Here is a 26,975-nt window from a genome sequence, read left to right on the forward strand (position 1 = left end):
GCCGAGATCCCCTAGGGATACATTCGACTGCATTCGGCGGATACGGATTTGCTGTCCGACATGCCGATCAACTGGATGCACCAACTCGCGCGCTACATTCGACTGTTCGGCTTGCGCAGGCCTCGAAGTCCGGACCTGTGCTGCTGCATAGCGCTTCATGGTGGACACCCCGATGGAGAGTTTCACGCGGTGCGCCCCCGCTGAAAACTCGCTAAACCCACTGATCGGGGAGTTGGAAACCGTACACGACGGTCCTGTGGCCTTTAGTTCCGAGGAACCTGGACATACGCCACAGGCTCCTCGACCGAAGGTCAAGGAGTGTGATGCCGTTACGGCCGGCATCAACCACGTGTAGGGGTTTCCACACCCCAGGGCAGCGCGTACTGCCCTATCGAAAAAGATAGCGGGAATCCGCCCGCTGCGCAACCGAATTCTTTACAAGATTCAATAGCTTCGCTTTACGCTCGGACACTTGCCTCAAAAGCGAGAGGTCACGCTTCGGGCGGTAAAGTGGTCAGAAAACCAAAGGAGGTGCGATCAGCGGAACGCCCATTGCGAGGATTGTCTGCCCACTCTCCCGGAAGAGATGACGATGACACCTGGGAGAGCGCGGACGTCGTGGCGATCGAGGAGACGGACGATACCGTCACCGTACTTCTCTGGCATCTGAAATACTCGCAGGCAGTAATGGGGCGCCGGGCGGACGATCTTTACCTCGTTTGCGGTCAAGCACAGAAGGGGGTGAAGGGGACATGGAGCTTGAAGAACCTCATCAACCACCTGACCGTGAGAGAAACATCACATCTTAAGGGCCGGGCCCGTTTCATTCGAGGCAGCCTGAATGACTTGGCCACGCTTCGAAAGGCTGCCCGACGCAAGTTCATCGAGTACCGGATCGGGATTGTACAGCCGGGTCTTAACGGTGAAAACATACCCGCAGAACATCTTGCGCTTCTGGGAGCGACTGCCACTTCATACTGTCTGTCACCGGGTGTCCCCTAATGACTGTCGCGAACCGCACCGATCCAGCTTAGCTGCCGGCCACCGTCTCCAGCGGCGCTACTTTCCATGACGGCAGGGCCGCCGCGAACTGTCACGGCCTTCTTGGGGCTTTCGATATCGAAATTGACGTTGTAGCGGTTCCACTCTGTAACAGCGGCAGAGCCGCCGACAAAATCAGGGGTAGGAATGCTCGATGTCCTGCCGATTGTTGCGGCGGGTGCATAGCTGCAGTGCAACATAGACGCTGGCTTCATGGCGCTGGCCCGAGTATTGCTATTTTCATCGAAGCGATGCTTCCTCCCGCAACGCTTCGAAGTTTAGACGGCCCACTCCTCCTCCCAAAGGGACGTCTGTGGGAACAGCGGCACTCCTCCTCCCAGGTCGCCGTTCGGTTCTTTTAGGAAAGCCTGCCGCACCTCCTCCCGCGGCAGGCTTTTCTATTTCGGGGCGATGGGCCGTCAGAGCCCGAGATCAAGTTGGGACTGGGGTCGTGCATTGCCGATCGGAGGTCGTCAGCGTTGAAAGCGTGACGCCGAGCAGCCGCACTGGCCGCTTGAATGGATAGACAGTCGCCAATCGACGGGGCATCGTTCGATGGTGTGCTCGAAGATCTTGGCTGGTTCGGCAAACGGTTCACGCCGGACATGCGCGCCGATGTGCTGCTGTTTCGAGCGGGAGACCGGCGGCTGGTTGCCGTGGATCCCAAATGGATCCCGCTTCGGCTAACGTTGCGTTTTTATAAGATCGACAGGACGCGTGTGGCAAGCAACCAAGTTTTCCTATCTCCAGCGCCGGCTGCGGGCGAGGGCCCGGTCGCGTCTTTGAAGGCCATGATGTTCGGCTGCGTCAAGAGCGCGGCCATGGTCTATGACGATCAACCCATCGTCGACCATTTCCGGCGGATCGACGCCGAGAGGATCATGGGCGCGAAATTTCGCTCTGCGCAAGTAAGGCACGAACCGTCGAGACGGCAGTTCCTAATGAGCTCATCGAAAGGTCATATCATGCTGAAATACAAGCTCTACGTACTCGTGGTAAAAGCCGACGGGAATCTCGCGATCCTCGCCGCGCTTGCCATGGTTCTTACCGCGATATGGCGCGGCGTTTTACCCATAGGAAGTTTCTACTGAAAGACTGGAGGTGCAGGATCATTCCTGCACCCTCCTCACATATCACCACGTTCGCAGTACGCGTGTCACCTATCTCTCACGCGCAACAGCGGAAACGACAAGGTCTGTCATTTGAGAGTTACCCGGAGCGCCCCACCAGTCGCAGAGGGACAGGTAGGAGAAGTCGCTCACACTGTCACCGTAGCCGATCACTGGGCGACCTGGATGCTCCGTCCGAAGCTTTTTGAGCAGAAATTGTGAGGCCACCCGTTTTGAGATCGCAGGCGGAACTAGCGCAAGGTTATTGCCGTTGTGGTGTCGAACCCAACCCCGTTTTTCTCGAATGATCGGCACAATCTCTTCAAGGCGTGAGCCGTCTCCGTCAATCTCTTTGAAGACAACATATGTCGCGAGATCAGCTTCCATCACCGACCAGCACCGGATGAGTTGCTAACGGAACCGAGGCAACGGCAACTCGCTTATGCAGCCGCTTGCTATATCCCGGGCTCCAGGGCGGAGATGTCATCGAGTACTGTTGCCATGCTACAGCGCTTCGCGGACGTGCTTGGCCAGCCATCGATCGTCGATGTGATTGAGGATCCGCTGGCAGTGACATAGTTTGTTCGTAGAGTAGCGTCTCGATCTCACCGAATCACATAATTATTGGTTTTCGCTCGTTGGTCACGGAGGCGCTTGAAACAATTCCATCGCAAATCCAGCCAGGACCGCAGATCGGAAAATTGCCATTGGACATCCGTCCTTTACAACGCAACGATGCCGTAATCCGGTTCAGTGATCGGGCCGGCAGAGGGCGGATTGAAACTGTGGAGGAAGGCTCTACGTCATAGGGCTGGCGCTCGCTGCAAATCATCGTGATCGAACGCACTGGCCATACGGTTGATCTCGGCTGACCGCGCACCGACCGCCTTGGCGGTCTCGCGCCACCTTGCGGTGTCGCGACTTCCTTAATGATCGCGCGAGCCTCGGCGAGCGTTAGGGCGTAGAGCCCTGCAGGTTCTTCCAGCAGGTCAAGGGAGCAGGTGCCTTCATCAAGATCAATGTTTGTCGTCAGCGCGCGCGCCTTGACATCCGTAGGCACTGGATTGAGGTCATAGGCAGGGGACAACGACCAGCTGGCTTTATTGAGCCACAGAAAGCCGTGATTTTTCTCCCCAGCTCAGAGCTAGAGCGGGCTGCAGCGAGAAGCGGCCCGGGTCCTCGAGCCAGGCACGATCATACTCAAACACGATTGTTTCGGCACCACGGGCGCGATTGCTCCGGGCCAGATGGGACGTGTGCGGCCGTGAAGGTCGAGATGAACTTCGAAATCAGCCATCGCGTGACGATCCCGGTGATCGCCTTGGGTGAGCGTGCTTGGGCAACTCTGCATTGGCCAGAGACTGGCCGACGCTGTCGTCACCGATGTCGGCGACTTGGCTCAGCCCATCTAGCAGGCCGAGTGCCTGGAGGACGCCTGCATAGATGCCGATGCTGACATTGGTGTCGCCGGCCTCGATCTTTTGAAGCGTTGAGCGTGAGGTGAAGGCACGTTCGGCTACTACCGCCATAGGCAGGCGGCGACGTCGACGTGGATGTCTGCGCCCAGTTTGCGCAGCGCGCGCCGCACCCGGAGGGTTGTGAGGTGTCGGAATTTGTCACCTTCGCACTACAGATTGCACTAGATATGTAGCACGAAGGTTACAATTTTTCAAGAGAGATGGTCAGAGAGAAAAGTGGTTAGAATGGGAATTGCGGATAGCGCAAGTACGAGCCAGGCTGGCAGGCGAAGAAAGATGGCGGATCTTGAGGCGCTCAAGATCGATGCCGCCTCCGGACCGGAGGCGCGATCGGAACCACTATCGTCTGCTGATGCGGCTTTTGCCGATTGCCAAGCTGCACCCGGCCGTTAGTCGAATGGGTGCTCCTGGAAGATGCGGTGGTGTCGGTGACCGTGGACACCTCGTCGATCAGGGTCGCAACGTGGCTGGTTTTGAGAAATCGGCGGGCGGACATTGTCGGCCATCAGGACACCAATTGAACTAGGCCATTTGGACTAGAATTTCCACTTATGGCGCGCCAACCGATCGGTTCCTCATGGATCGGGAAGCCGACCTCTACACAGCGGGCTCAATCCTCGAGAATAGTTGCTAATGACCGCTCATCAGACAATCTGATTGAAAGTTCCCCGCGAAGCAGCCATATATTTAGCTCAAATTCATTAGTGCTACGTAGGACATTGATCATGGTAGATGTGGAGCTGCAGGTCGCTCGGCAAAATGCCTCTCTTCGAGTGCAAGTCGAAGAAAGGCTCAGACAGGCTATTGCGACGGGCAAGTTCAAGCCGGGGCAAAGGCTCGTCGAGCGCGAGCTTTGCGAAATGATCGGCGTGGGTCGCACGTCCGTCCGTGAAGCGCTTCGGCAGCTTGAGGCAGAGGGATTGATCACAAGCTTCCCCCACAAGGGTCCAGTTGTCAGTATCATAACCTATGAGGAGGCCGCTCAGCTCTACACCGTCCGCGCGCTGCTCGAGGGGTTTGCTGGTCAGCAGTTCGCCGAAAATGGAACGGCGGAAGATATTGCCACTTTGCAAGATGCCGTTAGAGAATTCGAAGCGTCGGCGGAAAGCGGCGTGGGACACAGGCTCATCGCTGCCAAAAACGCCTTCTATGACTGCTTGATGGATGGCAGCAAAAACGTCTTCGTCAGGCAAATGCTAACATCGCTGCACAACCGGATCAATCTTCTGCGCATGACTTCGATGACACAACCGGGGCGCCTCAAACATAGCATTGCAGAAATCAAAGAGATTGCCGAAGCGATCCAAAATCGCAACGGACCCAGGGCTGCGGCCGCTTGTAAGCACCACATTGATATGGCTGCGAAAGTCGCACTCGAGTACCTGCGCAACAACACCTCAGGCTGATGCCATAAGATTTTCCGAAAATTGACAGATTGTCTGATGCTGGAGGTGGCCGGGTGTAATTAAATCCTTCAGGCACGGTGCTTTTGACAACGCAACAACCTCTCTGGTGTCCATCGGACGATAAGATGGGTGCTGCTTGCACGTCATTTTAAGTGAGGTGATTGAAGAAGCGACGGCAAAATTGGCGTCGTAGCGAGGGCGCGCCGGCCCAAGCATGAATTTTCCGATTGACAGATTGTCTGATAGGTCGTTAACTACTCCTCACTAACGGAGGTAGCTGATTGTGCTTGCCTCACATTCGGGAGCGGGACGTTGTCACCACGAAAAAATCTGCGCGTCGCCTTTATTGGTCTCGGCGCAATGGGCGGGCCGATGGCACAACATCTGTTGTCGGCTCAATTCGAAGTCACTGGCTTTGATCTATCGGCCGAGGCTAGGGAAAGGTTCGCGGCCGTCGGCGGCGTTCCGGCAGAGACGGTAGCGGAAGCATTCAATGGGGCCGATGTTGCGGTTACCATGCTTCCCAACGGCAAGGTTGTTCAAGACGCGCTCTTCAAGGATGGGGCCTGGCAATCCCTGAGTGCTGACGCGCTTGTCATCGACATGAGCTCATCGGCGCCCAATGATACTCGTGAGCTCGCAGAGCGCTTGCATCAGAAGGGCTTGCGGCTGGTCGATGCTCCCGTGTCAGGCGGAGTGAAGCGAGCCGTCGAAGGCTCTCTTACTATCATGGCAGGCGGTGCTTCTGACGATATCGATCAAGCTGATCCCATCCTGTGCGCCATGGGCGGCCAGATTTTTAGGACAGGCCCGATCGGCTCAGGGCACGCCATGAAAGCCATCAACAATTTCGTATCGGGAGCCGGGGTTCTGGCAGCTATCGAAGGCGTTCTTCTTGGCCGAACGTTTGGTCTCGATCCTAGAACGATCGTCGATATTCTCAACTCGTCGTCTGGCAAGAACAACGCAACAGAAGTGAAGATGAAGCAGTTCATCCTCTCGGAGACTTTTGGCTCTGGTTTTGCTTTGGGGCTTATGGCGAAAGACATTAGGATTGCAGCGGACTTGTCGAAGGCGCTCAATCTCCAGCTGCCGACATTGGCCGGTACCGCTGATGCCTGGGATGCTGCTCGGCATGCTTTAGGCCCCGATGTCGACCATACGAAAATTGCGCAGTTCGTGAAAGATCAGGCCTGACCGCGAAAAACTACGCCAAACTGACAGTTGAAAATTGTCTGATAATCTGTCAAATATGATGAAGGGAGCGAAACCCAATGGCCACTTTGGACAGGAAAGATAAGGGGTCTAAGGCCGGCGAGCGAACAGCTCCATCGGAGCAGTTCAAGCGCGGACTTGCTACTCGTCGGCAGGTGATGGGGGACGCTTACGTTGATGCGGCCCTCGGAAAGGCGACCGACTTCACCTGGCCGATGCAGGAACTCGTCACCGAGTATTGTTGGGACAATATCTGGAACCGACCTGGCCTCGACCGTCGCGCTCGATCGATCCTCAACCTTGGAATGATAGCGGTTTTAAACCGACCGCACGAGCTCAGAGGCCACATCCGCGGCGCCATCAACAACGGTGTTACGAAACAGGAGATCCAGGAGATCTTCCTTCAGGTGGCTATCTACGTTGGTGTGCCAGCAGGCATCGACAGTTTCAGGCATGCCCAGGAAGTATTCACCGAAATGGGCATTTGAGAATGTGCTGTCCCGTGAGGGGGCATGTACAACATGCGCGGAGTTCTCAGCGCTTATCAACAAGGGAGGAGCCTAAAATGGCGATAGATCTCAAGAAATTCATAGAATTCGTGCGGGAGGATTTCGAGTTCAAGCGCGAAACTCGTTATCTTAACGGTATATTAAAATGCGATTTCCCTACCCGCAGTGTAGCGCTTCATTTCGAGGACGGTACGTTGCTAAAGGTGGAAGAGGCCGAATACGACGACGACAAGTGCACTATCGTCATACGCGGGACCGGTTCACAGTGGGAGGCGCTGCTTCAGCACAAACCCTTGCCGTTTTATCAGTGCTTGCAGTCATCAAACATCAAGCATGGCCTCTACCTTAGCAGTAACAACGAAACCTTCGCGTATCTGCCTGCTCTCAACCGCATGACCACCCTGATGCGCAATGCCCGTTCTGAAGGAGCAGCAGCATGACCAAGTTTGACCCCATTATCGGCCGTTATCTCTATCTCACCGTAGAAGGTATCGAGTACCGCGTCTATTACGAAGAAGCGGGCCAGGGGATTCCGCTTCTCGTCGGTCATACGGCAGGGTCCGACGGTCGCCAATACCGTCATATGCTTTGCGATTCCGACGTGACGAAAAATTTTCGCGTCATCGCGTTCGATCTGCCGTATCACGGCAAGTCCCTTCCCCCCTACGGCGTTCGCTGGTGGGAGAAGGAATACAACATGACCAAGAAGTTCATGATGGACTTCCAGCTCGAACTCTCAAAAGCGCTCGACCTAGACCGCCCCGTTTATTTGGGCAGCTCCATGGGCGGCCATCTCGCGATCGACCTGGCATCGAACTATCCGGACAACTTCCGCGCCACGATCTCGGTCGAAGGTGCGTTGCGCTCGGCGGCGGAGTACGTCGACGTCGGTATGGCTGGCATCCGCAGGGAGTTCGACAATCCAAACGTCAATCGCACCTCCATCGGTGCGGCGATGATGCTGAATATCTCACCGTACTCGCCAGAAGCGAATGTCCGTGAAATCCAGTGGGAATACAGCTGCGGTGGACCGGGAATCTTCGCGGGTGATCTTTATTACTACTACTACGACCACGATGTGTCGCCAGAAGAAGCCAGCAAAATCGATACGTCGAAATGTATGCTATACTTCCTCACGGGCGAATACGATCCAAACACGTCCCCGGCCGATACCAAGATTGCTGCAGACCTGGTCAAAGGCTCCAAGTTTTGGACAATGGAAAAGCTCGGACATTTTCCCGTTACTGAGGACTATAGCGAGTTCCGGAAGTATCTGTTGCCGATTCTTGAGGAGATCCAACAGTCATCAGCAGCCCGGTCTAAGGTTGCCTGATCCTTTTCTCGGGAGGAGAACTTCAATGAGGTGCATTCTGAATGTCACACTTGGGGCGCTGATCTCGGTTAGCGCCCTGGCGACAACCGCTTACGCGGATGGTGTCGATCAGCTACCGGCTACAGAAAAGAAGATCTATGAAACTGTAGATCCGCAGATTCCATTGGGGGCGAGCGCCTACAAAGACTTCAAGCCCAAAAAGGGTCCTCCGTGGAAGATCGGCTATGCAAGCAGCTACGCTGGCAACACCTGGCGAGCCGCAGCTCTCGATGCGGTCATGAGCGATCTTTTACCGCGATCAAAGGCTGCGGGCCTGGTGTCTGATGTCGTGGTCACCCAGTCGGATCTTAAAGACGCCGTTCAGATCCAGCAGATGCGTCAAATGGTGGACGAAGGCGTCGATGCAATCATCATCTGCTGCTCGAACGTCACGGCTCTTAATCAGACGATCGAATATGCCTACAAAGCCGGTGTGCCGGTGTTCTCATTTTCGGGCTACGTGACGTCGCCATACGCCATCAATGGCGCGGCCAATCACGCGCAGGGCGGTGCCGAGATGGCGACGTGGCTGGCGGAAAAAATAGGAAAGAAGGGCAATATCCTTCTCGTTTCTGGTATTCCCGGTTTCGCTTCTTCGGACAGCTTTGACAAAGCGGCTAAGGAAGCACTTGCTAAGTACCCCGACATAAAGATCGTCGGTGAAGTTGCAGGGAAGTGGACCGACCAGGTGGCCCAGGTCGAAGTTCAGAAGTTTCTTGCGACGAACCCGACGAAGATTGATGGGATCCTCACGCAGGGGGCCCAAGAGAACGGCGTTCTCAACGCAATGCTGCAGTCAGGTCGAGACATGATCCCGATTACTCTCGGGGGGGAAGCTTCCGCCGCGTGCTACTGGCGCAAGAACCCCGAGTTTGTGGACAGGAGTTTCCATATTTGGCCGCCGCGTCGCGAGATGCAACAGATGTGGGAGATCATGCTCCGCACATTGGAGGGACAAGGCCCTAAGGTTCAGTCCTTCCTTCGACCCGTCTTGCCTTACACCATCGATGAAGTCCGCGCGGCAATACCAGAAGATTGCGACTTGAACTCGACAGACTTCGTGGAGCCCAAGGCGGACGGGTGGTTTCCTGCTGCGATTGCTGCAGACTACTTCGAACGCCCGGCTGATCCCTGGAAGCCTGTGTCGAAGTGAAACTGTTCTGCCCGGTGGGTCTTGCCACCGGACAGAAGTTTCTCTTGTGGGAGGACCGCCTCGCGCGGCCGTTGGGATTAGAGGATCTCCGATGCAAAACCAAACTACGATCAAGTTGATCAATGTTGCCAAGTCTTTCGGCGAGACTAAGGCCTTAAAGAAGTGTGATTTTGAAGCCCGGGCCGGAGAAGTGCACGCCATCGTCGGAGAGAATGGAAGTGGCAAAAGCACGATGGCGAAGATCATGTCTGGAGTGTTGCACCCAGATTCCGGGAGCGTTTCGGTCCTTGGAGAAGAGATTTCGACTCCGACTGACGCCAAGCGCATCGGGCTGACAACGATCTTCCAGGAAGTGCTGGTGGCCGACGAGGCCAGTGTATTGGAAAACCTGTATGTCGGGCGCGACGGCATCTTCCGCTCGCAGGGCGGCAGTGGTCGGCGTACCGAGGCTGAGGAGATCCTGAAACGCCTCGTCGGCAAGCCCGTGGATCTCGATCAGAACGTTGGGGCATTGCCTCTGAGCGTCAAGCAATGGATAGTTATTGCGCGAGCGGTCTTGCGCAGGCCGAAGGTCCTCATCCTCGATGAATCGTCTGCGGCATTAGACCTCGATTCCACGATCCGCCTCCACGAGGAAATTGATCGTCTCCGTAGGGAAGGTGCGACCGTGCTGATCGTAACGCATCGGATCGCTGAACTTGTCCGCATCGCCGATCGAGCCACGATCCTTCGCGACGGCGTCACCATTGGTACGCTCGAGAAGCATGAAATAACTGAAGAGAACCTGCTTTCAATGATGACGCCCGCGGACCGAAACGCAAGCGACGCGAAGGCGTACGAATCAAAGCAAGTAGGCGCCGCCGCGCCGGCCGTGGTAGCGGTAAGAGACCTCGTTACTCACAGCGCGGCAGCGCCCTTCGATTTCGATCTACCGAAAGGAGCGATCATCGGTGTTGCAGGACTCGACGGGCAGGGGCAGGACGCTTTCGTACGCGCCGTTGCGGGTATCATCCAGCCTTTTGGTGGTAATGTCCAAGTCTGGTCATCCAGCACCGAGAGAATGAAAAAGGTCGCATCGCTCGAAGACGCTACCAAAGCAGGAATCTCGTATATTTCCGGCGACCGCAAGCGTGAAGGTATCTTCCCTCAGCAGAGCATCTTCGAAAATCTTGCCATCGGCGTCTATCGCAAGAACCTCGGTCCTCTTGGTATAATCAATAAGGCCGGCCTCAAACCCATGTTCAAACGCGAGGTGGATCGGCTCCGGATTAAGATTGGAAGTCCGGCGAACAAGATCACCTCACTGTCGGGCGGAAATCAGCAAAAAGTTTTGATCGGCCGTGCCTTTGCAAACGAACCGTCCGTCATCGTCCTTAACGATCCCGCTCGCGGTGTCGACCTCGGAACGAAGCGCGATCTCTACCGCGAACTGCGCCTGTTCACGGAGAAGGGTGGCAGCGTGATTTATCTATCAAGCGAAATCGAAGAGTTCATCGGCTTTGCGGACCGCGTCGACGTCTTCTTTGCTGGAAGGCTTTTCCGGTCGCTAGCAGGCGAGGACATAGCGGAAGAGCCAATCTTGGCCGCAATGTTTGGAAAATCGCCAAACGCCTCCATCGAGTTCGATCTGGAAAGGACTGCATGATGTCTGGAATCGCATTCCGTCAAATCACCCAGGACCGTTCCCTCTTCGTGCCGGCCGGCCTATTCATTGTCCTTTTGGTCGCCGTTGCCCTACGCGGACACGGGCTATTCACGAACAACGGCCTCGCAGGTGCAATCCTTGTCGCCACGCCCTTGATTCTAACGGCGCTTGCCCTCACCCCCATTGTCATGGCGGGTCGTGGAGCAGTGGACCTTTCAGTTGGCCCCTTGATGGGGTTCATCAACGTTACCCTTATTACCTGGCTTGTGGGTAACGGAATTACCAACCCTATCGCAGTGATAGTATGGGCAGTCGGCCTGGGAGCGGCATTCCAGCTACTCCAGGCGCTGGTTATCATTTATGTGCGTGTCGCTCCGATAATCGTTACGCTGTCGGGTTTTCTTGTCCTCTCCGGGTTGAACCTGATGGTGATGTCCCGACCGGGTGGAGTCGCGCCCGACTGGATGCTTAGCTGGGGGGCGGGGACCGACATCATGTCACCTGTTTTGCTGTTGCTGGTTGCAGCGTATGCATTATGGCTCCTTCTCAGGGGGACTATGTTTTACCGCAACCTTCGCATGACGGGTGCGGATGAGCGCATGGCGTATACGAGCGGCGTTCGAGTGGACGCAGTCCGCATCATCGCCCACGTTGTTGGTGGAGCATTCGCTGGACTTGCCGCCCTCAGCTACACGGCGCTGATCTCCTCTGGTGATCCGACGCAGGGCAGCACCTACACCCTTCAGGCTGTTACGGCCCTGGTTCTCGGAGGTGCGAGCCTCTCCGGTGGTCGTGGTGGAGCACTTGGATCTACGCTTGGCGCGATCAACATGTTCCTCATCTCCTATCTCCTCTCCACCTTCAACTTCGGCACGGTTTCGGGGTTCGTTACCCAGATGGCATTCGGCTTAATCCTCGTCGGATCACTTCTCGTGAACGTCTTTGTCATCAGTCGCCGCGCGGTTGTGTAAGGAGCAAGATAATGGTCGCGACAGTTATGAATTCCGAAATCAAATCGGCTCAGAAGTCTAACCCGCTCAAGGCTCATCGGAGCATCGTCATTGGCTTTGTTCTTCTGGCCTCTCTCTTAGCACTCGGTGCATTGCTGGTCCCCGGCTTCGTATCATCCCAAAACGCGCGTTCAATCCTTCTTCTCGCAGCGTTTCTGGGGCTTGCCTCCATTGGCCAGACCCTGTGCGCTCTGGTCGGTGCGCTCGATCTTTCGATACCATATATTATTGGAGGCGCGAACATCCTCCTTCCCAGCCTTATGGTCGCAGGTATTCCCGCTCCCCTCGCGATGCTGGTTGTCATGCTCCTCGGTGCGCTTGTCGGGGCCGCCAATGGCGCCCTGAGCTTCCGTCTCCAAGGGCAAGCGCTGATCATGTCGCTCGGAGTTGGCTTCGCGGCCGTCGGTGCGGTCCAGATCTACACCTCACTCGGCTCGGCGTTTGGTGGTACAGTGTTTGCTCCGGTACCCGAATGGCTGAGGAACATTTCGGCGTTCAACGGAAAGTTTTTCGGCCTGTCGCTGCCTCCGGTCATCGTGATCTGGGCTATCGTCGCCATCGCGCTTGGATGGTTCATGTACAACACCTGGTTTGGCCGCAGCATTTACGCCGTCGGCGGAAGCCGGACGGCGGCCGCCCGCCTCGGAATCTCCGAATTCAAGGTCTGGACCGTCATCCATAGCGTCAGCGGTGCCATGTCTGCAATCACGGGCATGCTGCTACTAGGGTTTTCCGGTGGTGGCTTCGTCGGCGTGGGCGACCCTTATCTTTTCACCACCGTAGCAGCGGTGGTGATTGGAGGGACGTCGCTTCTTGGTGGGGCGGGCGGCTATGGCGCGACAGTGCTCGGTGTTCTTGTCCTGACTGTACTGACCTCGCTTCTAGTTGGCCTCGGACTGAACTTTCCGGCGCAGCAGGCTGTCGTCGGTCTGCTCATCGTTCCGATGGTCGCGATATACGCACGGTCACCACACATTCGAAATCAGATATGATCAATGCATAGAAAGGAAGATCCATGGCAATCTCCAGCACCCTGCTAGGCCGTTTAAAGGACCAGACTCTCGTTCGCGAGCAGATGCTGGTTGGAGGAAAGTGGTCGAGCGAAGGGGTAAACGGCACACGCATCAACGTGCTAAACCCCTCCACGATGGACGTCCTTGCCTCTTTGCCTAGCGCTGGTCTTGCTGAAGTGCGAGCCTCTATCGATGCTGCAAAGGCTGCACAGAAGAAGTGGGCTAAGGTTTCGGCGAAGGAACGCTCGCTGATCATGCGGAAGTTCTACGAAGAGGTGGTAGCTAACGCTGAAGACCTGGCCGTAATTCTGACATCGGAAATGGGCAAGCCACTGGCGGAAGCGCGTGGCGAGATTGCTTACGGCGCTTCCTACATCGAATGGTTCGGTGAGGAAGCCAAGCGTGTCTATGGTGACACCATTCCAGGTCACCAGGCCGACAAGCGACTGCTTGTCATCAAGCAGCCGGTTGGCGTTGTGGCCGCCATCGCTCCTTGGAACTTTCCGTCGGCGATGGTGTGCCGCAAGATCGCGCCGGCGCTCGCGTCCGGCTGCGCGATCGTATTCAAGCCTGCTGCCGAGACTCCGTTATCGGCGCTTGCATTGGCGATCCTCGCGGAGCGTGCCGGAATACCCGATGGCTTGTTCAGCGTCCTCCCGACGGATAATGCAAGAATGTTTGGCGAGGAGGTCTGCTCCAACCCGGTCGTCAAGAAACTGACCTTCACCGGTTCGACCGAAGTTGGCCGTATCTTGATGGCGCAAGGCGCCCAGAAGATCATGAAGCTGAGCCTGGAACTCGGCGGCAATGCGCCGTTTATCGTTTTCGACGATGCAGATCTCGACCAGGCGGTCGAGGGGGCTATGCTTTCTAAGTTTCGTAACGCGGGTCAAACCTGCGTGTGCGCGAACCGTATTTACGTACAGAGCGGGATCCATGACAGGTTCGTCGAGAAGCTGGCAATGCGCGTGAGTGCCTTGCAGGTTCTTGACGGGTTTGAGAGCGGGGCGACGATCGGCCCGTTGATCAACGATGAAGCGGTAGCAAAGCTCTATGGTCATATCGATGACGCTGTGACCAAGGGTGCGACTGTCGTGGTTGGTGGTGACCGCGATGCTCGCGGAGGCACGTTCGTCCAACCAACGCTTCTCTCGGGTGCCACAAAGGATATGAAGGTTGCGCGTGAGGAAACCTTCGCGCCTCTGGCTCCGGTGTTCAAGTTCGATACTGTCGAGGAAGTCATCGAACTCGCGAACGATACGGAATTCGGCTTGGCAGCCTACTTTTTCGCCAACGACCTCAGGAACGTTTGGAAGGTCACAGAGGCGCTGGAATACGGCATGGTTGGCGTGAACACGGGTCTGATTTCCACCGAATTAGCGCCATTCGGCGGCGTCAAGCAATCCGGCTTCGGCCGAGAGGGCTCAAAGTACGGAATGGATGACTTCTTATCCATGAAATACGTCTGCATGGGCGGGATCGGCGCATAGCGATCGCCCAAGGGTCGCTCGCCGACTGAACTTAAAGGGGGAGAGGTCTGTTGAATAGAGGCAGGACAGCAACATCCTCTCCGCCGGTTGCGAGGTCTCAAAAGGCTGGACTTTTCTAGAGGTTTCGCGGGAGCTGTCCTACGGATCTTCCCTTCCGACCCCTTCTGGGGCCGGCCTTGCAGACGAGATTTCTGCCTGTCTTTTCGATTGTCGATCCTTCCGCCAATGCCCTACAAGGTAAGTCTTTCCCAGATAGCTTGTAGCCTTCGAAGAGGTAACACGACATGAACGAGCTGTTGCACCGTGGCGTTGTCGTTTCAACGTATCGGAGTCCTGAGCAGGAGCATGATCACCACCCGATCGATGCACGCGTTCGTCCTGAAATCGATCAGGCCGACGATGCTGCACGTGCCAGCGTGGAGGGTCAAGCGAAAGCCATTCGCGTCAACCAGCGACGCGTCAAGGTGTAGTTGTCGGCGGCCGCACCCTCAGTGTCGGTTTGACGTAGCCGCCGATCTTCGCCGGCGCCAGGCCTTTATGGTAGATCCGGATGCGTCCGGGTCATCCAGACGTCAAACGCGTAATGCAGGAAGAGATTCGATAGGATCGGGCTGACCACGCCCCCTTGCGGGGTACCACGCATCCGCTCAATGACTTCTCCGTTCTTTTCCATAGGCGCGGTCAACCATCTTTCGATGTAGAGCAGAGCCCAGTTGCATTTAACGTCTTTTCTGACCGTCTTCAGCAAGAGATCATGCGGAAGATTGTCGAACAGCTTTGATGTCGGATTCCGGATCAATCATCTGCTTGACCACCATCTGCGCGATCCGATCACTGACCGCCGGTTCCAGATCTTGTAGAGATTTCTCGCAAGGTCTTTGTCAAACATCTCCAGGGTCTCACCGTCCACCCGGCTGCACCACGGTTGGCTTTGACCGCTTTGTAAGCTTCGTACACTTGCCGCTTCTCAATCCGAAACGGCTTGTCTGTCGTACCTATCGAAGTCATCCTGTTTCCAGTTGTTCCAAACAATACGACCACCTGATCCGATCCCTTTGCTCCGGCCCCATTACAGGGCCCTCAACGCTCATACGGATCGGTCCGCCCCAGTCTCCTGCATCGGTACTCTCGCCTTACGGTTTCTCCGCTTGGGCTTCTCCCTTGGCATCAGGAGCCTGGTTCCTGCAGTTCCGGGTGAAAGCCTGTGTCCAACTCACGCCCCCTCTACGCCGGTCGCCGCCCGCCCAATCATCAGGCACCCGGCGGACTTGTCCCAGGATGACGAAACAGTCCTGGTTTCGACGACGCTTATATTCATAACGGCGCGTCTTCGGAGGGTTCACTTTCGTTCGTCTTCGGACACGCACCTGCTCGGATCTCGTCCGAACTTTTCATCCGGCGCTCACCACCACGGCTCTTTACCGCAGCAGCTCGGACTGGTTTGAGACCCGCTCCTGAAAGCCGATCCCGGAGGGCCATCCTCCATCATTCACGCAGCTTCACGTTACGGGGTTAGCTCACACTGAACTCCTTCCGTGCCTCTGCAGCACACTTTCGTCGATGAAGATCAGTTTCTCCGGATCGAGGTCCAATTGACCATCGAACCAGGCGCGCCGGCGCTTCAGGACGTCCGGTCGGTCCTGCTCCAGTGCGTGTGCGGTCTTTTTTAAAGGTCCACCCACGGCTTCGAAGCCAAGCGCCAAGTGCGCTGCGGCTGATCTTCACCTGCCGCTCGACGGACAAGCGCTCAACCATCTCATCGAGCGTCACATCCCTACGCTCGTTGATCAACGCGACAACGAATTCCTCGTGTGCATCCACTGCCGAAGGTCGTCTCCAGCCCTGTGGCCGAGCAGTCAGCTCACCCTCTTTCGCTCTTGCAATCCAGCGGATCGCCGTCGAAATCCCAACTCCGAAACGAGCCGCAGCCTGTCGAGCCGACATGCCCGCCGCAGACGCTTTCAAAACCCGTATTCGAAGATCATCGCTCAGGGCCTGTCCCATCATCCACCTCTTCTCTGTGGAGTTGAATCAGCTTCGATGGACGCCGTCACATCACAATCGATTCATCGATCGCAGGACTTGCTCTAGGTCGCTCGTGGCGGGGCGAAACTCGGTTGCTGAAAACGATGATGCTCTTCGAACGGCGCCAAATAAAATTTTGCCGGCTGCATCCTCCTTGTAAGCGCGGACGATCCATTGGACGCCTGACTATCCTTAAAACGTCGTCTTTTTGCATTCGAGACGGGCAGGAAAGGCTTCATTAACCAACGCAACCAATAGGTATTCTCAGCTATGTCACAGACCCACAAGATTGATCTGCCGTTCGAATGAATGAAACGGCAATTGGAAGATTTGAGTAGACAAGTCGATCGTCCACCTCACCTAAAAGGTTTGCCTTTATGCCCAAGTCCATTAGACTCGCTTTATCTTTGATATTTGTTCTGCTCTCTCTTCTCGCGGCGGGCCAGGGCATCGTGAGTATCGTCAAGCTGCTGTCCATTAGGAGCAATATATCCGAAGTTGCCAGCAACTGGCTGCCATCGATCGATGTGATAAATCGGATCAATACGATCACCGGGGACTACCGCATCCTGCAGTTCAGGCTGGTGACAAACTCATCAGATTCGACGAGCCTTGCGCATAATATCACCACCTTCCGCCAGAAGATGGAGGATCTCGCGAATGCCCGTGGTGAATATGAGCCGATGGTGACATCCGGCGAGGAGCGTCAGGCCTATGACGCGTTCTCCGCTTTGTGGACGCAATATCAGGAGGATGGCGAGCGGATTGTTAAACTAATGCAGGCAGGCAAGAAGGATGAAGCATTTGCTCTTCTAACGAGTGACGCCACGACGAAACTGTATAATGATAGCGGAGCGCTCCTTGACCAGGATGTCGCAGTTAACAAGCGTGGTGGAGTCGCGGCCGTCGGAAACACGATGGGCGCCGTTTCATCGACGGTTTTGGTCACCATTCTTGCCATGGCGCTGGCAACTACGACGGGCATTATAGCCCTGCTTTACTGCATCCGGAAGATTACCGATCCGATCTCGCGGTTGACTACCACGATGGGCGTACTGGCAGATGGTAATCTCGACACTGAGGTTCCTTTCGCAATGCGCGCCGACGAAATCGGCAAGATGTCGAGAGCCGTTGAGGTATTCAAGCAAAACAGCATCAAGGCCCGCGATCTGAACGCGCAGGAGGCCGCGTTGCAGGCCAAGAGCGCCGACTTGCAGTCGAGCATTGCCGAGGTGGTGTCAGCCGCCGTAGCCGGTGACTTCACCCATCGCATCACCAAGAAATACGGCGATGCGGCTCTCGACCGTTTTGCAGGAAGCGTCAACGAGCTGGTCACCTCTGTTGACCGGGGCATCGCCGAAACTCGCCGAGTTATCTCAGCGCTTGCCGATGGGGATCTGACGGAAAACATGTGCGGCGAGTTTCAGGGAGCCTTTGGTGAACTGAAGAGTAATGTCAACGCCACCATGGCAGCCCTTCGATCCGTATTAGGCGAGGTTCGCTCCGCCGTCGACACGATCAACGGCGGAGCCGGCGAGATGCGCATCGCCTCAGGCGACCTTTCAAAGCGCACGGAACAGCAAGCCGCGGCCCTGGAGGAGACCTCTTCGGCGCTTGAGGAAATCACGGTGGCGGTAAAAAGCTCGACAGAAAGAGCCACGGAAGCCAGCCATATGGTCGATGAGGCACGCAGAAGCACCGAGCAGTCGAGCGCGGTTGTCAAAGACGCGGTCGCCGCCATGGGCCGCATCGAGCAGGCCTCGGATGAAATCGGCCAGATCATTAACGTCATTGACGAGATCGCCTTCCAGACCAATCTTTTGGCCCTTAACGCCGGCGTCGAGGCGGCGCGTGCGGGTGACGCTGGAAAGGGTTTCGCCGTTGTGGCTCAGGAGGTGCGTGAACTGGCACAGCGCTCCGCCACTGCCGCCAAGGATATCAAGGCGCTGATCAACCGGTCCGGCGACGAGGTCAAAACTGGGGTCAGGCTGGTAACGGCCACAGGCGATGCCCTTGGTCTAATCCGAGGCCACGTGATCAAGGTGAACGAGCACGTTCATACGATCTCGACGGCGGCACGAGAGCAATCGACCGGGCTGGCGGAAGTCAGCACTGCGGTCAACCAGATGGATCAGACGACCCAGCAGAATGCGGCGATGGTGGAAGAATCGACGGCGGCCACCAACCGGTTGGCGGATGAGGCTTCCAATCTGGCGCGGCTTATTGCGCGCTTCAGGCTCGACGGTTCGACTGTTGTACGGCGTGTTGCCCACCAGAACGGTAAGCCGGCCGCCTCGCCAGCGCGTGCCCTCTCCCAGAAGCTTGCCGGCGCCTTCGGCGGACGTACTACAGCCGCTGTCGCGACTAAGGAATGGGAAGAGTTTTAATGAATCATGTCATAATTCACCGCAGGATATTATCGGTTTCCATCTGGCAGCCAGCAGTTCTGCATGAAGACGACGTTGATCCCGGAAATCCGGGGGTTAGCAGAGGCGACGCCGCTGCCCCTAACGCATGTTCTCGGTTCAGGGATCTGCCGGTTCTGTCATTCCGGTGATAGAGCTTGCTGCCGAGATAACCAATCCCATCGGTCTAGCCACAGCGCCATTGTCGTCGTTGAGGTAGCAGATGGTATCATCGGCCCGGTCGTCGATCAGGTCTCTGGCATTCTATCGATCAACGGCGATCGGATCCAACCGGTTCGGACTTAGGCGCGACTTCGACCCAACCTTCAGCTACGGAATCACTCCGCTTGAACAAGGGATGGAATGCTTCCTTAGTTTTGAGCAAAGGTTTGGCACCAATCAGGACGCATCGCAGCTGCCTAGCAGACTTTTGCTTTTTCACCTTCCGCGACTGTCTTCCTTCAAGACGCGGAGTATTAACGAAATTCAACGAGAGTTCGAAGATGTCCAAAGTTATCGCAATCAATTTCGGGCAACAGGCTAAGACAGATACCCACTTAGAAAGCCACGAAGATGCACAGTCGCAGCGCCTGGAGCAAGAGCGGCTGCAAATGATCCAAATCACCAATCACCTTGAAGCACTGTACGCTCGGCTGCTGACCGTCTGTGGCGACAGACCGAAAAATTAAGGGCGCAGCGATGGTATAGCCCGGTGGAGCGCTGCGAACCACAGCGCCATCGCGAAGGGCTATTTCCGGGTCAGCTTTCGGGCGGAGAGGCCTGCGAAGCACACATAGATCGCCTATGCGGCAGAACATCGCTCATATGCACTGTTTTAGATGGCAGTTCGCCGTAACGTCTCTTGTACTCTGCAGCAAAACGGCCGAGGTGTGTGAAGCCCCACTTAAGCGCTATTTCCGAAACGCTGATTTTAGCGCCGTTTTGCAGCAGTTCCTGTCGAGCTGCGCACATACGCAAGTCTCGGAGGTGCATTGTGGGGCTGGTATTACGAAATTGTCGGAAGCCGTGCTGCAAAGTCCGCACGCTGACCTTGGCCGCAGCGGCGATATCGTTAAGGGAAATGGGTTGAGCCATATGCTCTTCCATAAACTCCATTGCCCGTTTCACGTGGCGAGGCGTGGGAGACGGAGACGGACGACGAAGTTCATCGGTATAGCGATGCATACAGCTTTCGATCAAAAGGTACTCTATCGCGTCGAGGAGCGAGCTATAGGCCGACGGGCATTGTCGCAGAGCCCCCCCGGCACTGAGGCCGCGATGGGCAGACAGGGCTAGTTCTCGCATGAGCGTTCCCGCGCTCGATGCAAGATCAAGGGTCGGCTGAATTTGCAGATTTCCGCTGATCGTCCGATCGAGCATGCGAGAAAGCTTGTCACGCAAGGATTGCGTATCGATCGTCAATGACAGTTGAGATCTTATGCCATCTTGTCGGGCATTCAGCGGAGCATTTGCAACATGCGGCGACTCTACCTGTTGCCCAGACCAATGAAAGACTGCATTCCCGGACGCCGGCAGGAAGACCGTTACGACGTCAACTGGGGAATCTATCATGACCGAGAACGCCCCTTCATGATGGGCATCCGCAACGCCAAAACCATCAAGGGAAATTCGACTGCAGCGAGAGTTAAGCGATCTACTGTCGTGTTGAGCAAGGTCAGAGGACGCCAGGGGCGATGATATCAAAGGCAAAAGACGTTCGGGATCGGAGCCCTCGATAAAGTTGTCTTTCACTAAGGTCCCTTCATCGGGCTTGCTGAACAAACTTTCGGTCATCCAATATAAACCTATCTATGAACACCAACTCGCACATGCCGGGACTAGTTTTCCAAACCTTCAAAGCTCGAGACCGGATGGCGTGCGAGCGATTTTGATCGCGTACATGACCGATTCGGACCTTTGTGGAGGCCGGTTGAATCTCTCATTCCCTAGGCTTTCGTCATGGCGGATCATCACCAGCACCGACATCCACGTTCTCCCGCTCGAGATGGCCTCCTAGTTTTTCAGCGCTGCAGTTGGGAAGCCTCTAATGATGCGATGACTGGCTTCCACAAGCCTCGAACAGATTGACAGATTGTCTGATATACGTTAATGCTATTCCTGATCAAAGGCAAGGCAGCATCAGGGAAATCTGCCACGGTTCTAGTGGAGTTCCCGCACGGCAAATCAATCTAAAGATGCCTCCCAAGGCGAGGGGTGACGGGCTGCTTTCGATCGCAGCCCGTCACGGGAAGGGTGGGAGTGCTATGAGTGGGAGAGAACCTACGCCAACCGACCTTGGAGGCCGTTGAGTCGACACGGAGAAAAATGATTGTGCTGTAGGATGGCCCCACGATTTCGCCACACGCTGGTCCTCTTAACCTGCGCATCAGCATACTTCGGTTATGACGTATAAGAGAGGCACGCTCCAGGCTCAACACTCGGAGACGCAAAGACGTCGACGAGTTCTTTTGGCCTACTAAGCGAGGCGGTCGCGGCAAATATCAATGCGTAAGCCGCGCCTCGTCGCATTGAGTTGACTTTGCGCTCTTCTTAGCGGGTACGGACTCCGGGCGTCTGATTGGGCAAAAGAAGAGCTTAAGGACGAAACCTGATGATGGTCAAACAGCTTGTGCTGCCATAGGCGTGCTGTTGTCTGTGCCGCGCGAACGCGAAAAGCGCGATCAAATCGGAACGTGGCGGCGAGAGAAGACTAACAGGAAAGACCACATCAAACTCAACCGGGTGTCGGAATACCGATGCTTACGGCATTGCGTGCATGAGGCCTCAAAATGACGCCGGTCTCGACATGTGTCCGCCGAAAATCGCAAAAAAGGAATTGACAGATTGTCGGACAAAAATTTTACTATATCGCCCGCGCATTGCTTGTTCGCGGGAGACGCAGCGACGGACCGGGAGTTATAAGTGCTAAACTTGGCCAAAAATGCACAAATTGTCGACCTTCTTAATCTGCCGGAAGCGGCGACCGGCGCGTGATACAAGCGTCTCTGACTCACAAGGCGTGTCATACTCCATCGACCGAGGTACTGGTTGAACGTGACAGTGACGCCAACATTTCTCCTGGGGAAAAAGTCTGTGTCTTGATAGGCGCGTCAAATCCTGTTGGTCTTTGTTTGGCGCGCTCATTTATAGAAAAAGGCTATCGGGTCGCCGTAGGCGACGCCAATCCCGCCGACTTCGCCTCCCTGGCTGAAGGCCAGGGAAACAATTTTTTACCGGTCAAAGTCAACCCGAACAGAGACGTTTACGTCAACTCAATGGCTGACCAGGTGTATTTGCGCTGGAGACGGGTCGACGTTCTGGTGAACATAGTTTTCCGCAGAAATGAAACAACCCAAACTGTAACGGGATCGCTATCCAGCGCGAATCTGGGGCTTGATGCCGTATCCAATCTAATCAGAGTTACAGGTGCCTTTAGCTCTCGACTTCAGGGCGCGGAGCTTGCCGTAGTGGACGTCGCATGGTTCGAAGAGACGACCTCGCTGGAAGCAGAAGCCGTCCTTCAAGCGGCGTTGCGCACTACTACCTCCGCAATTGCTAGGCAATATTTCGGTTCCGGGCTGAGGATAAATGCTGTACACGCCAGCGATGTGAACTCTACGTCTTCAAGCGAAAATGACGTGCTTCGAACAGTGATCCACGCCGTGCAATTCCTGGCGAATTCGGAACTGTCCGGAAAGCTGACAGGGAACGTGCTGGAGATCGATCCTCGGTGCAGATAGATCCACTCCCACGTTCTGATCCGGCAAATCTGCAGGTATTAACCTTCCGTTAAGTTTCTCGAAAGACGCAATGGGTAAGAGGTCAAATCCTAACAACACGTAAAAAAGTTTCGATTGTTTTAGTGAAACTCTTATCCATGTTCGTTCAGGCTCAAACATTACTATTCCAAAAGCGAGGCCCCAGCACCGTTTGAGCCCTTTGGAGGTAAGTATGTTCGTCGATCGCCTGTTATCCACCTTTACCATAAGAGCAAAGGTGTTATTGGTACTTGTACCCTTGATCCTGATATTGGCGGCAGTTGGTGGGGTCGGCTTAAAAGCAACTGGCTTGCTTCAGTCTCGTCTTCGGCTTTCAAATGAGGTTCTTCAGACCTTGAGCGGGTTTCGAAGTGTCGCGGAAAGCATGAACCGCTTTTTGGCGCAAAGCTCAACGGAGTACCGAGATGAGGCGCTGACAAGTTTAAACGGGCAGAGCGCAACCATGCAGTCGCTCCAGGAAGCGGCGGCAGGTAGCGGGAGCGAAACTGGTGCGCTCGAAAACAGTGTATCGGCAATGTCCGTTATCTCGGGCAGCATCGGCCGCATGTGGTCTTTGCATAATGACGAGGAATCCGTTCGCAGCGACATTGTTTCCAACTTGTCGAAGATCAAGGAGGTCGGAGGCGCCCTTAAATTGGCTGCGGTTGATGTGCGCTCACAAGTACGCAATCAGGAGAACTCCGGGAAAACCATGCTCCGGGAGGCTACCCGCTCACTCGATACGGCATCAGTTATGCAACACATGGCGGAAGACTTGGTGAGCTTGCCGGACGGAGCGAAGCAGCCTCCGACTGTCGCCCAGCAAGGGCTTGTGATCAAAAAGTCGCTAAAAACAGTTAAGCGGGTAGTCTCGACTGCTGACGAGCAGGCCGTTACTAAAATTGAGAGGACTATCGCCAAGCTAATCGCCAACCCCGAATTTGTCGACCCTTCCACACGGCTTGCCGGCTCTGACCTACAGAGCTTTGCGACGAACCTGCGAGTGGATGCGATCCAGCACATGATTGAAGGAACAAATGCGATCCGGGCGTTGGATAAAGCGTTGACGGATTCCGAAATGCTTGTTGCGACGGCGACAACGATCGGCCAGGACGCCGATTCGATCGAAATCGAAATCAATAACCTGTTCCGTACAGCCAACGCAGAGAATCAGCAGCGCCTCGTTGAGCAACTTACAAAATTGGCGCGTGACACCGTGGCAGTTGGAGGCGTTGCCAGCTCGATATCTGGCTTCGATAAAATGCAGGAAGATCTATTCGCCCAGGTGGATTCTATCCAAGAGAACACAGAGAAGCTGGTCAAGATAGCGGAAGCCCGCCAAGCGCAATATTCTGAGGCGGACAAAACCGGTCAGGAGATCTGGAAAAACCTCGTAACTTTTGCAGCAACTCAGGAAAACGATGCTCGCAATGAAAGCAATCTTGCCCGCTTGCTGTCAACTATCGCCACAGTGTCCGGCGTCTTGGTAGCCTTGGCGGCTGGCGCCGGCCTGATGGCGACACTTCGCGCCCCGATCGAACGGATCGCGAAGCGCATGCAAGAGCTGGCAAAGGGCGATCTTCGATCGCAGATTGTCGGACGTGACCGGAGAGACGAAATAGGTGAAATGGCTCGCGCACTCGAGGTTTTCCGTGAAAATGCTGTCTCGAAGATGGACATCGAGACACGAACGGAAGCCGATAGGAAAACCGTTGAACAGGAGCGGATGGATCGTGAACGCGAACGCGCTCAGATGGAGGAGGAGGTCGCAACTGCCGTCACCATTCTAGGAGAGGCGTTATCTCGATTGGCGCGTGGCGACATCTCTCAAGAAATTGACCGCCAATTCCATCCCAATCTTGAGCCGCTGAGGCGCGATTTCAATCACTCGCTTTCGATCCTGAGAGAGACAGTGTCTCATATCGACGAGAATACCAATCAAATTCAATGGGGAACCAGCGAGCTTTTCAAAGCCTCAGATGATCTGTCGCGGCGAACTGAATTGCAAGCCGCCTCACTGGAGGAGGCTGCGGCCGCCGTCGAACAGGTGACGGTCACGGTCAGAAAATCATCCGAGAATGCCTATGAAACCCAGGCTTTCGTGTCCGTTGTTAAAGAACACGCCGAGGGTGCGGCAACCATTGTGACCGATGCGATCAACGCAATGGGCAGAATAGAAGACGCGTCCCACAAGATCGGCCAAATCATTGGTTTGATCGATACGATTGCGTTCCAGACAAATCTTTTGGCACTAAATGCTGGTGTCGAGGCGGCTCGTGCTGGAGATGCCGGAAAGGGTTTTGCAGTCGTAGCCCAGGAAGTGCGCGAACTTGCCCAGAAATCATCAGCTGCAGCCCGCGAGATTCGCCACCTGATTTCGGAATCCTCTTCGGAGGTGGCGATCGGCTCAGATTACGTGGGGAAAGCAGGTGAGGCGTTACACAACATAACGGCGTCGATCTTGAAGATTTCCGATCGGATTGATCAAATCGTCAATTCGAGCCGCGAGCAAGCGGCGTCCCTCGCCGAGATCAACAATAACGTCAATGTACTTGACCAGGGAACACAACAAAACGCTGCCATGGCCGAGCAGACAAATGCCGCGGCAAAGACTCTCTCGGATCAGACTAACGAACTCAGCGAGCGGCTCGCTTCATTCAAATTGACCGAAGATAAGTCGACGCGTCGGGTTAGGTTAGTGGCGTAAGCTACGCATCGAACGGGACTGCCACGCGTCGGATGGCCACTGTGATAGCGGCGTTCTACTGAAGGGAAATCCGCTTACGGAAGCGAAATCCGGCCATAGGCTCTTGGTCTCCCTTTCGCCGCCCGTCTGACTGTAAAAAACCCACCTAGAGCCGATCAACCTTCAAGAGATCAACTGCTTTGCAATGCTCAGAGACACGAGAGGTATCAAATCCGTGCGCATACGTGAAATTACAAGAGCCATTATTCTAATCACCGGCTTGGTGATCCCTTCTGTAGCGGCCGCCGGTGGCCTTACGGAATTGCCGCGGGAGGAACGAAAAACCTACGAGTTGCTCGATCCAAAGTTGCCTACAGGTGAATCTGTCTTCCGCACGTTTAAGGCACAGCGAGCACCGCCGTGGAAAATTGGGTACGCATCGACATATGCTGACAATTCTTGGCGTGCGAGTATTCTTGATGAGTTCACAAACAAGATTGTTCCAGCTTTCAAGAAAGCGGGGCTGGTCTCCGAGTTCATCGTCACCCAGTCAAATCTTGAAGACGCTGTCCAGATCAGGCAGATGCGGCAGATGGTAGACGACGGCGTTGATGCAATTATTATCTGCTGTTCGAACCTCACGGCGCTTAATCCTACGATAGAGTATGCGTATTCAAAAGGAGTGCCTGTGTTCTCGTACTCTGGTTACGTAACATCGCCGTTCGCCGTCAACGCAACTGAGAACAACATGCAAGGCGGGTTTGAGGCGGCGAAGTGGCTCGCTGAAGAAATCGAAGGAAGTGGCAATGTGCTTCTCGTTTCGGGGATCTCCGGCTTTGCCTCCTCGGACAGCTTTGACGTCGGCGCAAAGAAGGCTCTGGAGTATTATCCCGAGATAAAGATCGTAGGTCATGTCGACGGGAAGTGGACAGACAAGGTCGCGCAGGCCGAGGTGCAAAAATTCCTTGCAGCGAATCCCGGTCGAATTGATGGTATTATCGTTCAGTCGGGAGCTGAGAATGGTGTTATCAACGCGGTGCGCCAGTCCGGGCGCGACATGATCCCAATCGTTCTAGGGGGCGAAGCTTCGGCAGCCTGTTACTGGCGACGGAACCCCGACTTCGTAAGCAAGAGTTTTCATTTCTGGCCGCCGCGCTCTGAGGCGGGTTTCGTATGGGACGTAATGATGCGAACTCTTGAGGGACAGGGCCCCAAAATTCAGACAATCCTGCGGCCAGCAATTCCCAGTACCATAGAGGATGTAATGGCGGATTTGCCAGCTGATTGCGATCCTAACTCTGAGGATTGGATCGAGCCGAAGAATACAGCTTGGTGGTCTGCCAGCGCTGCTGCTAAATATTTCGATAACCCAGCGGATCCGCTCTCCTGGAAGCCGGCCGATTGAAGATCGCATGCGGGGTCTGTGTGGAATGCGGTGCCTTCATGATCGGCTCTCGTGCAAGGTAGGCTGCGCTAAGGAATGACAGTTCAAATTGGGAAATGCCCGGGTCGCCTCAGGAGACATGAGACAAGCGATCCGGTTCCAACGAACATATTTGCTCCGCGGTAGCATTCTTCCTCCGGCCCTCCTCTCGCCAAACGGGACAACATACTCATTGCGCCTTTCAATCTACGTGCTGCCGCGAAGGTTGTTGCTTCG

20 protein-coding genes and 5 pseudogenes are annotated in these 26,975 nt (G+C 55.5%); 18 read left to right on the plus strand and 7 right to left on the minus strand.

Going from position 1 to position 26,975, the window contains the following annotated elements:
* A pseudogene (locus BBJ66_RS35155) lies at positions 1-159 on the minus strand (helix-turn-helix domain-containing protein); the annotation flags it as partial.
* A gap of 459 nt (positions 160-618) precedes the next feature.
* Between BBJ66_RS35155 and BBJ66_RS22130 the strand changes: the two are divergent.
* Positions 619-1,002, plus strand: a complete 384-nt coding sequence (locus tag BBJ66_RS22130; RefSeq protein WP_008534295.1) for a hypothetical protein — start codon at positions 619-621, stop codon at positions 1,000-1,002.
* A gap of 581 nt (positions 1,003-1,583) precedes the next feature.
* Positions 1,584-1,931 (plus strand): annotated as a pseudogene (locus BBJ66_RS35805) (DUF4334 domain-containing protein); the annotation flags it as partial.
* Positions 1,932-2,201: 270 nt separating this feature from the next.
* Here BBJ66_RS35805 and BBJ66_RS33545 read toward each other — a convergent pair.
* The 3 genes and pseudogenes from BBJ66_RS33545 to BBJ66_RS22140 all read right to left on the minus strand — a co-directional run bounded on the left by BBJ66_RS33545 (position 2,202) and on the right by BBJ66_RS22140 (position 3,679).
* A complete protein-coding gene (locus tag BBJ66_RS33545; RefSeq protein ID WP_012489465.1) occupies positions 2,202-2,537 on the minus strand; it encodes a hypothetical protein in 336 nt (111 codons plus the stop codon).
* A 416-nt stretch (positions 2,538-2,953) separates the two neighbouring features.
* Positions 2,954-3,279, minus strand: a pseudogene (locus BBJ66_RS35810) (HipA domain-containing protein); the annotation flags it as partial.
* Between the two features lie 160 nt (positions 3,280-3,439).
* Positions 3,440-3,679, minus strand: coding sequence for a helix-turn-helix domain-containing protein (locus tag BBJ66_RS22140; protein ID WP_008534330.1), 240 nt, complete (start codon positions 3,677-3,679; stop codon positions 3,440-3,442).
* A 674-nt stretch (positions 3,680-4,353) separates the two neighbouring features.
* Here BBJ66_RS22140 and BBJ66_RS22145 point away from each other — a divergent pair.
* The 11 genes from BBJ66_RS22145 (at position 4,354) to BBJ66_RS33555 (ending at position 14,911) form a co-directional block, all read left to right on the plus strand.
* Positions 4,354-5,034, plus strand: a complete 681-nt coding sequence (locus BBJ66_RS22145; RefSeq protein WP_004668612.1) for a GntR family transcriptional regulator — start codon at positions 4,354-4,356, stop codon at positions 5,032-5,034.
* Positions 5,035-5,346: 312 nt separating this feature from the next.
* A complete protein-coding gene (locus BBJ66_RS22150) occupies positions 5,347-6,231 on the plus strand; it encodes an NAD(P)-dependent oxidoreductase (RefSeq protein WP_004668614.1) in 885 nt (294 codons plus the stop codon).
* Between the two features lie 77 nt (positions 6,232-6,308).
* Positions 6,309-6,737, plus strand: coding sequence for a carboxymuconolactone decarboxylase family protein (locus BBJ66_RS22155; protein ID WP_004668619.1), 429 nt, complete (start codon positions 6,309-6,311; stop codon positions 6,735-6,737).
* 77 nt (positions 6,738-6,814) lie between these two features.
* The gene (locus tag BBJ66_RS22160; protein ID WP_004668622.1) at positions 6,815-7,198 is read left to right on the plus strand and encodes a hypothetical protein; all 384 of its coding nucleotides are present in this window, start codon (positions 6,815-6,817) and stop codon (positions 7,196-7,198) included.
* Positions 7,195-8,091: an alpha/beta fold hydrolase gene (locus tag BBJ66_RS22165; protein WP_004668623.1), complete on the plus strand. Its 897-nt coding sequence runs from the start codon at positions 7,195-7,197 to the stop codon at positions 8,089-8,091. Before BBJ66_RS22160 ends, BBJ66_RS22165 begins: the two co-directional genes overlap by 4 nt.
* A gap of 25 nt (positions 8,092-8,116) precedes the next feature.
* Positions 8,117-9,283, plus strand: coding sequence for an ABC transporter substrate-binding protein (locus tag BBJ66_RS22170; RefSeq protein ID WP_008534334.1), 1,167 nt, complete (start codon positions 8,117-8,119; stop codon positions 9,281-9,283).
* Positions 9,284-9,374: 91 nt separating this feature from the next.
* On the plus strand, positions 9,375-10,928 hold the full coding sequence (locus tag BBJ66_RS22175) for a sugar ABC transporter ATP-binding protein (RefSeq protein WP_004668627.1): 1,554 nt from the start codon (positions 9,375-9,377) through the stop codon (positions 10,926-10,928).
* Complete coding sequence (locus tag BBJ66_RS22180; RefSeq protein WP_008534336.1) at positions 10,925-11,899, plus strand: ABC transporter permease; 975 nt, start codon at positions 10,925-10,927, stop codon at positions 11,897-11,899. Before BBJ66_RS22175 ends, BBJ66_RS22180 begins: the two co-directional genes overlap by 4 nt.
* 11 nt (positions 11,900-11,910) lie before the next feature.
* Entirely contained in the window at positions 11,911-12,930 is a 1,020-nt protein-coding gene (locus BBJ66_RS22185) for an ABC transporter permease (RefSeq protein ID WP_004668632.1), read from the plus strand.
* Between the two features lie 23 nt (positions 12,931-12,953).
* Positions 12,954-14,441 (plus strand): NAD-dependent succinate-semialdehyde dehydrogenase, encoded by a 1,488-nt coding sequence (locus tag BBJ66_RS22190; RefSeq protein WP_008534338.1) that lies wholly within the window; start codon positions 12,954-12,956, stop codon positions 14,439-14,441.
* A 284-nt stretch (positions 14,442-14,725) separates the two neighbouring features.
* Positions 14,726-14,911 carry a hypothetical protein gene (locus tag BBJ66_RS33555; protein WP_004668636.1) on the plus strand — a complete coding sequence of 62 codons (186 nt, stop codon included), beginning with the start codon at positions 14,726-14,728 and terminating at the stop codon, positions 14,909-14,911.
* Positions 14,912-14,979: 68 nt separating this feature from the next.
* On the opposite strand, the pseudogene BBJ66_RS35910 reads toward BBJ66_RS33555, so the two are convergent.
* Both BBJ66_RS35910 and BBJ66_RS33565 read right to left on the minus strand, forming a co-directional pair.
* Positions 14,980-15,449, minus strand: a pseudogene (locus BBJ66_RS35910) (reverse transcriptase domain-containing protein); the annotation flags it as partial.
* A gap of 536 nt (positions 15,450-15,985) precedes the next feature.
* Positions 15,986-16,445, minus strand: a pseudogene (locus BBJ66_RS33565) (helix-turn-helix domain-containing protein); the annotation flags it as partial.
* Between the two features lie 398 nt (positions 16,446-16,843).
* On the opposite strand from BBJ66_RS33565, the gene BBJ66_RS22205 reads away from it, so the two are divergent.
* Positions 16,844-18,853 (plus strand): HAMP domain-containing methyl-accepting chemotaxis protein, encoded by a 2,010-nt coding sequence (locus BBJ66_RS22205; protein ID WP_012489469.1) that lies wholly within the window; start codon positions 16,844-16,846, stop codon positions 18,851-18,853.
* A gap of 521 nt (positions 18,854-19,374) precedes the next feature.
* On the plus strand, positions 19,375-19,560 hold the full coding sequence (locus BBJ66_RS22210; RefSeq protein ID WP_004673279.1) for a hypothetical protein: 186 nt from the start codon (positions 19,375-19,377) through the stop codon (positions 19,558-19,560).
* A 70-nt stretch (positions 19,561-19,630) separates the two neighbouring features.
* On the opposite strand, the gene BBJ66_RS33575 is transcribed toward BBJ66_RS22210, so the two are convergent.
* Positions 19,631-20,665: an AraC family transcriptional regulator gene (locus BBJ66_RS33575; RefSeq protein WP_008534360.1), complete on the minus strand. Its 1,035-nt coding sequence runs from the start codon at positions 20,663-20,665 to the stop codon at positions 19,631-19,633.
* A 1,196-nt stretch (positions 20,666-21,861) separates the two neighbouring features.
* Between BBJ66_RS33575 and BBJ66_RS22220 the strand changes: the two genes are divergently transcribed.
* The 3 genes from BBJ66_RS22220 (at position 21,862) to BBJ66_RS22230 (ending at position 26,720) form a co-directional block, all read left to right on the plus strand.
* Entirely contained in the window at positions 21,862-22,611 is a 750-nt protein-coding gene (locus BBJ66_RS22220) for an SDR family oxidoreductase (protein WP_011053351.1), read from the plus strand.
* Positions 22,612-22,822: 211 nt separating this feature from the next.
* Positions 22,823-25,336 (plus strand): methyl-accepting chemotaxis protein, encoded by a 2,514-nt coding sequence (locus tag BBJ66_RS22225; protein ID WP_008534365.1) that lies wholly within the window; start codon positions 22,823-22,825, stop codon positions 25,334-25,336.
* A gap of 184 nt (positions 25,337-25,520) precedes the next feature.
* Positions 25,521-26,720: an ABC transporter substrate-binding protein gene (locus BBJ66_RS22230; protein ID WP_008534366.1), complete on the plus strand. Its 1,200-nt coding sequence runs from the start codon at positions 25,521-25,523 to the stop codon at positions 26,718-26,720.
* Positions 26,721-26,975: the final 255 nt, after the last annotated feature.

This window comes from Rhizobium sp. RSm-3 (assembly GCF_001854685.1).
Lineage (GTDB): Bacteria > Pseudomonadota > Alphaproteobacteria > Rhizobiales > Rhizobiaceae > Rhizobium > Rhizobium ecuadorense.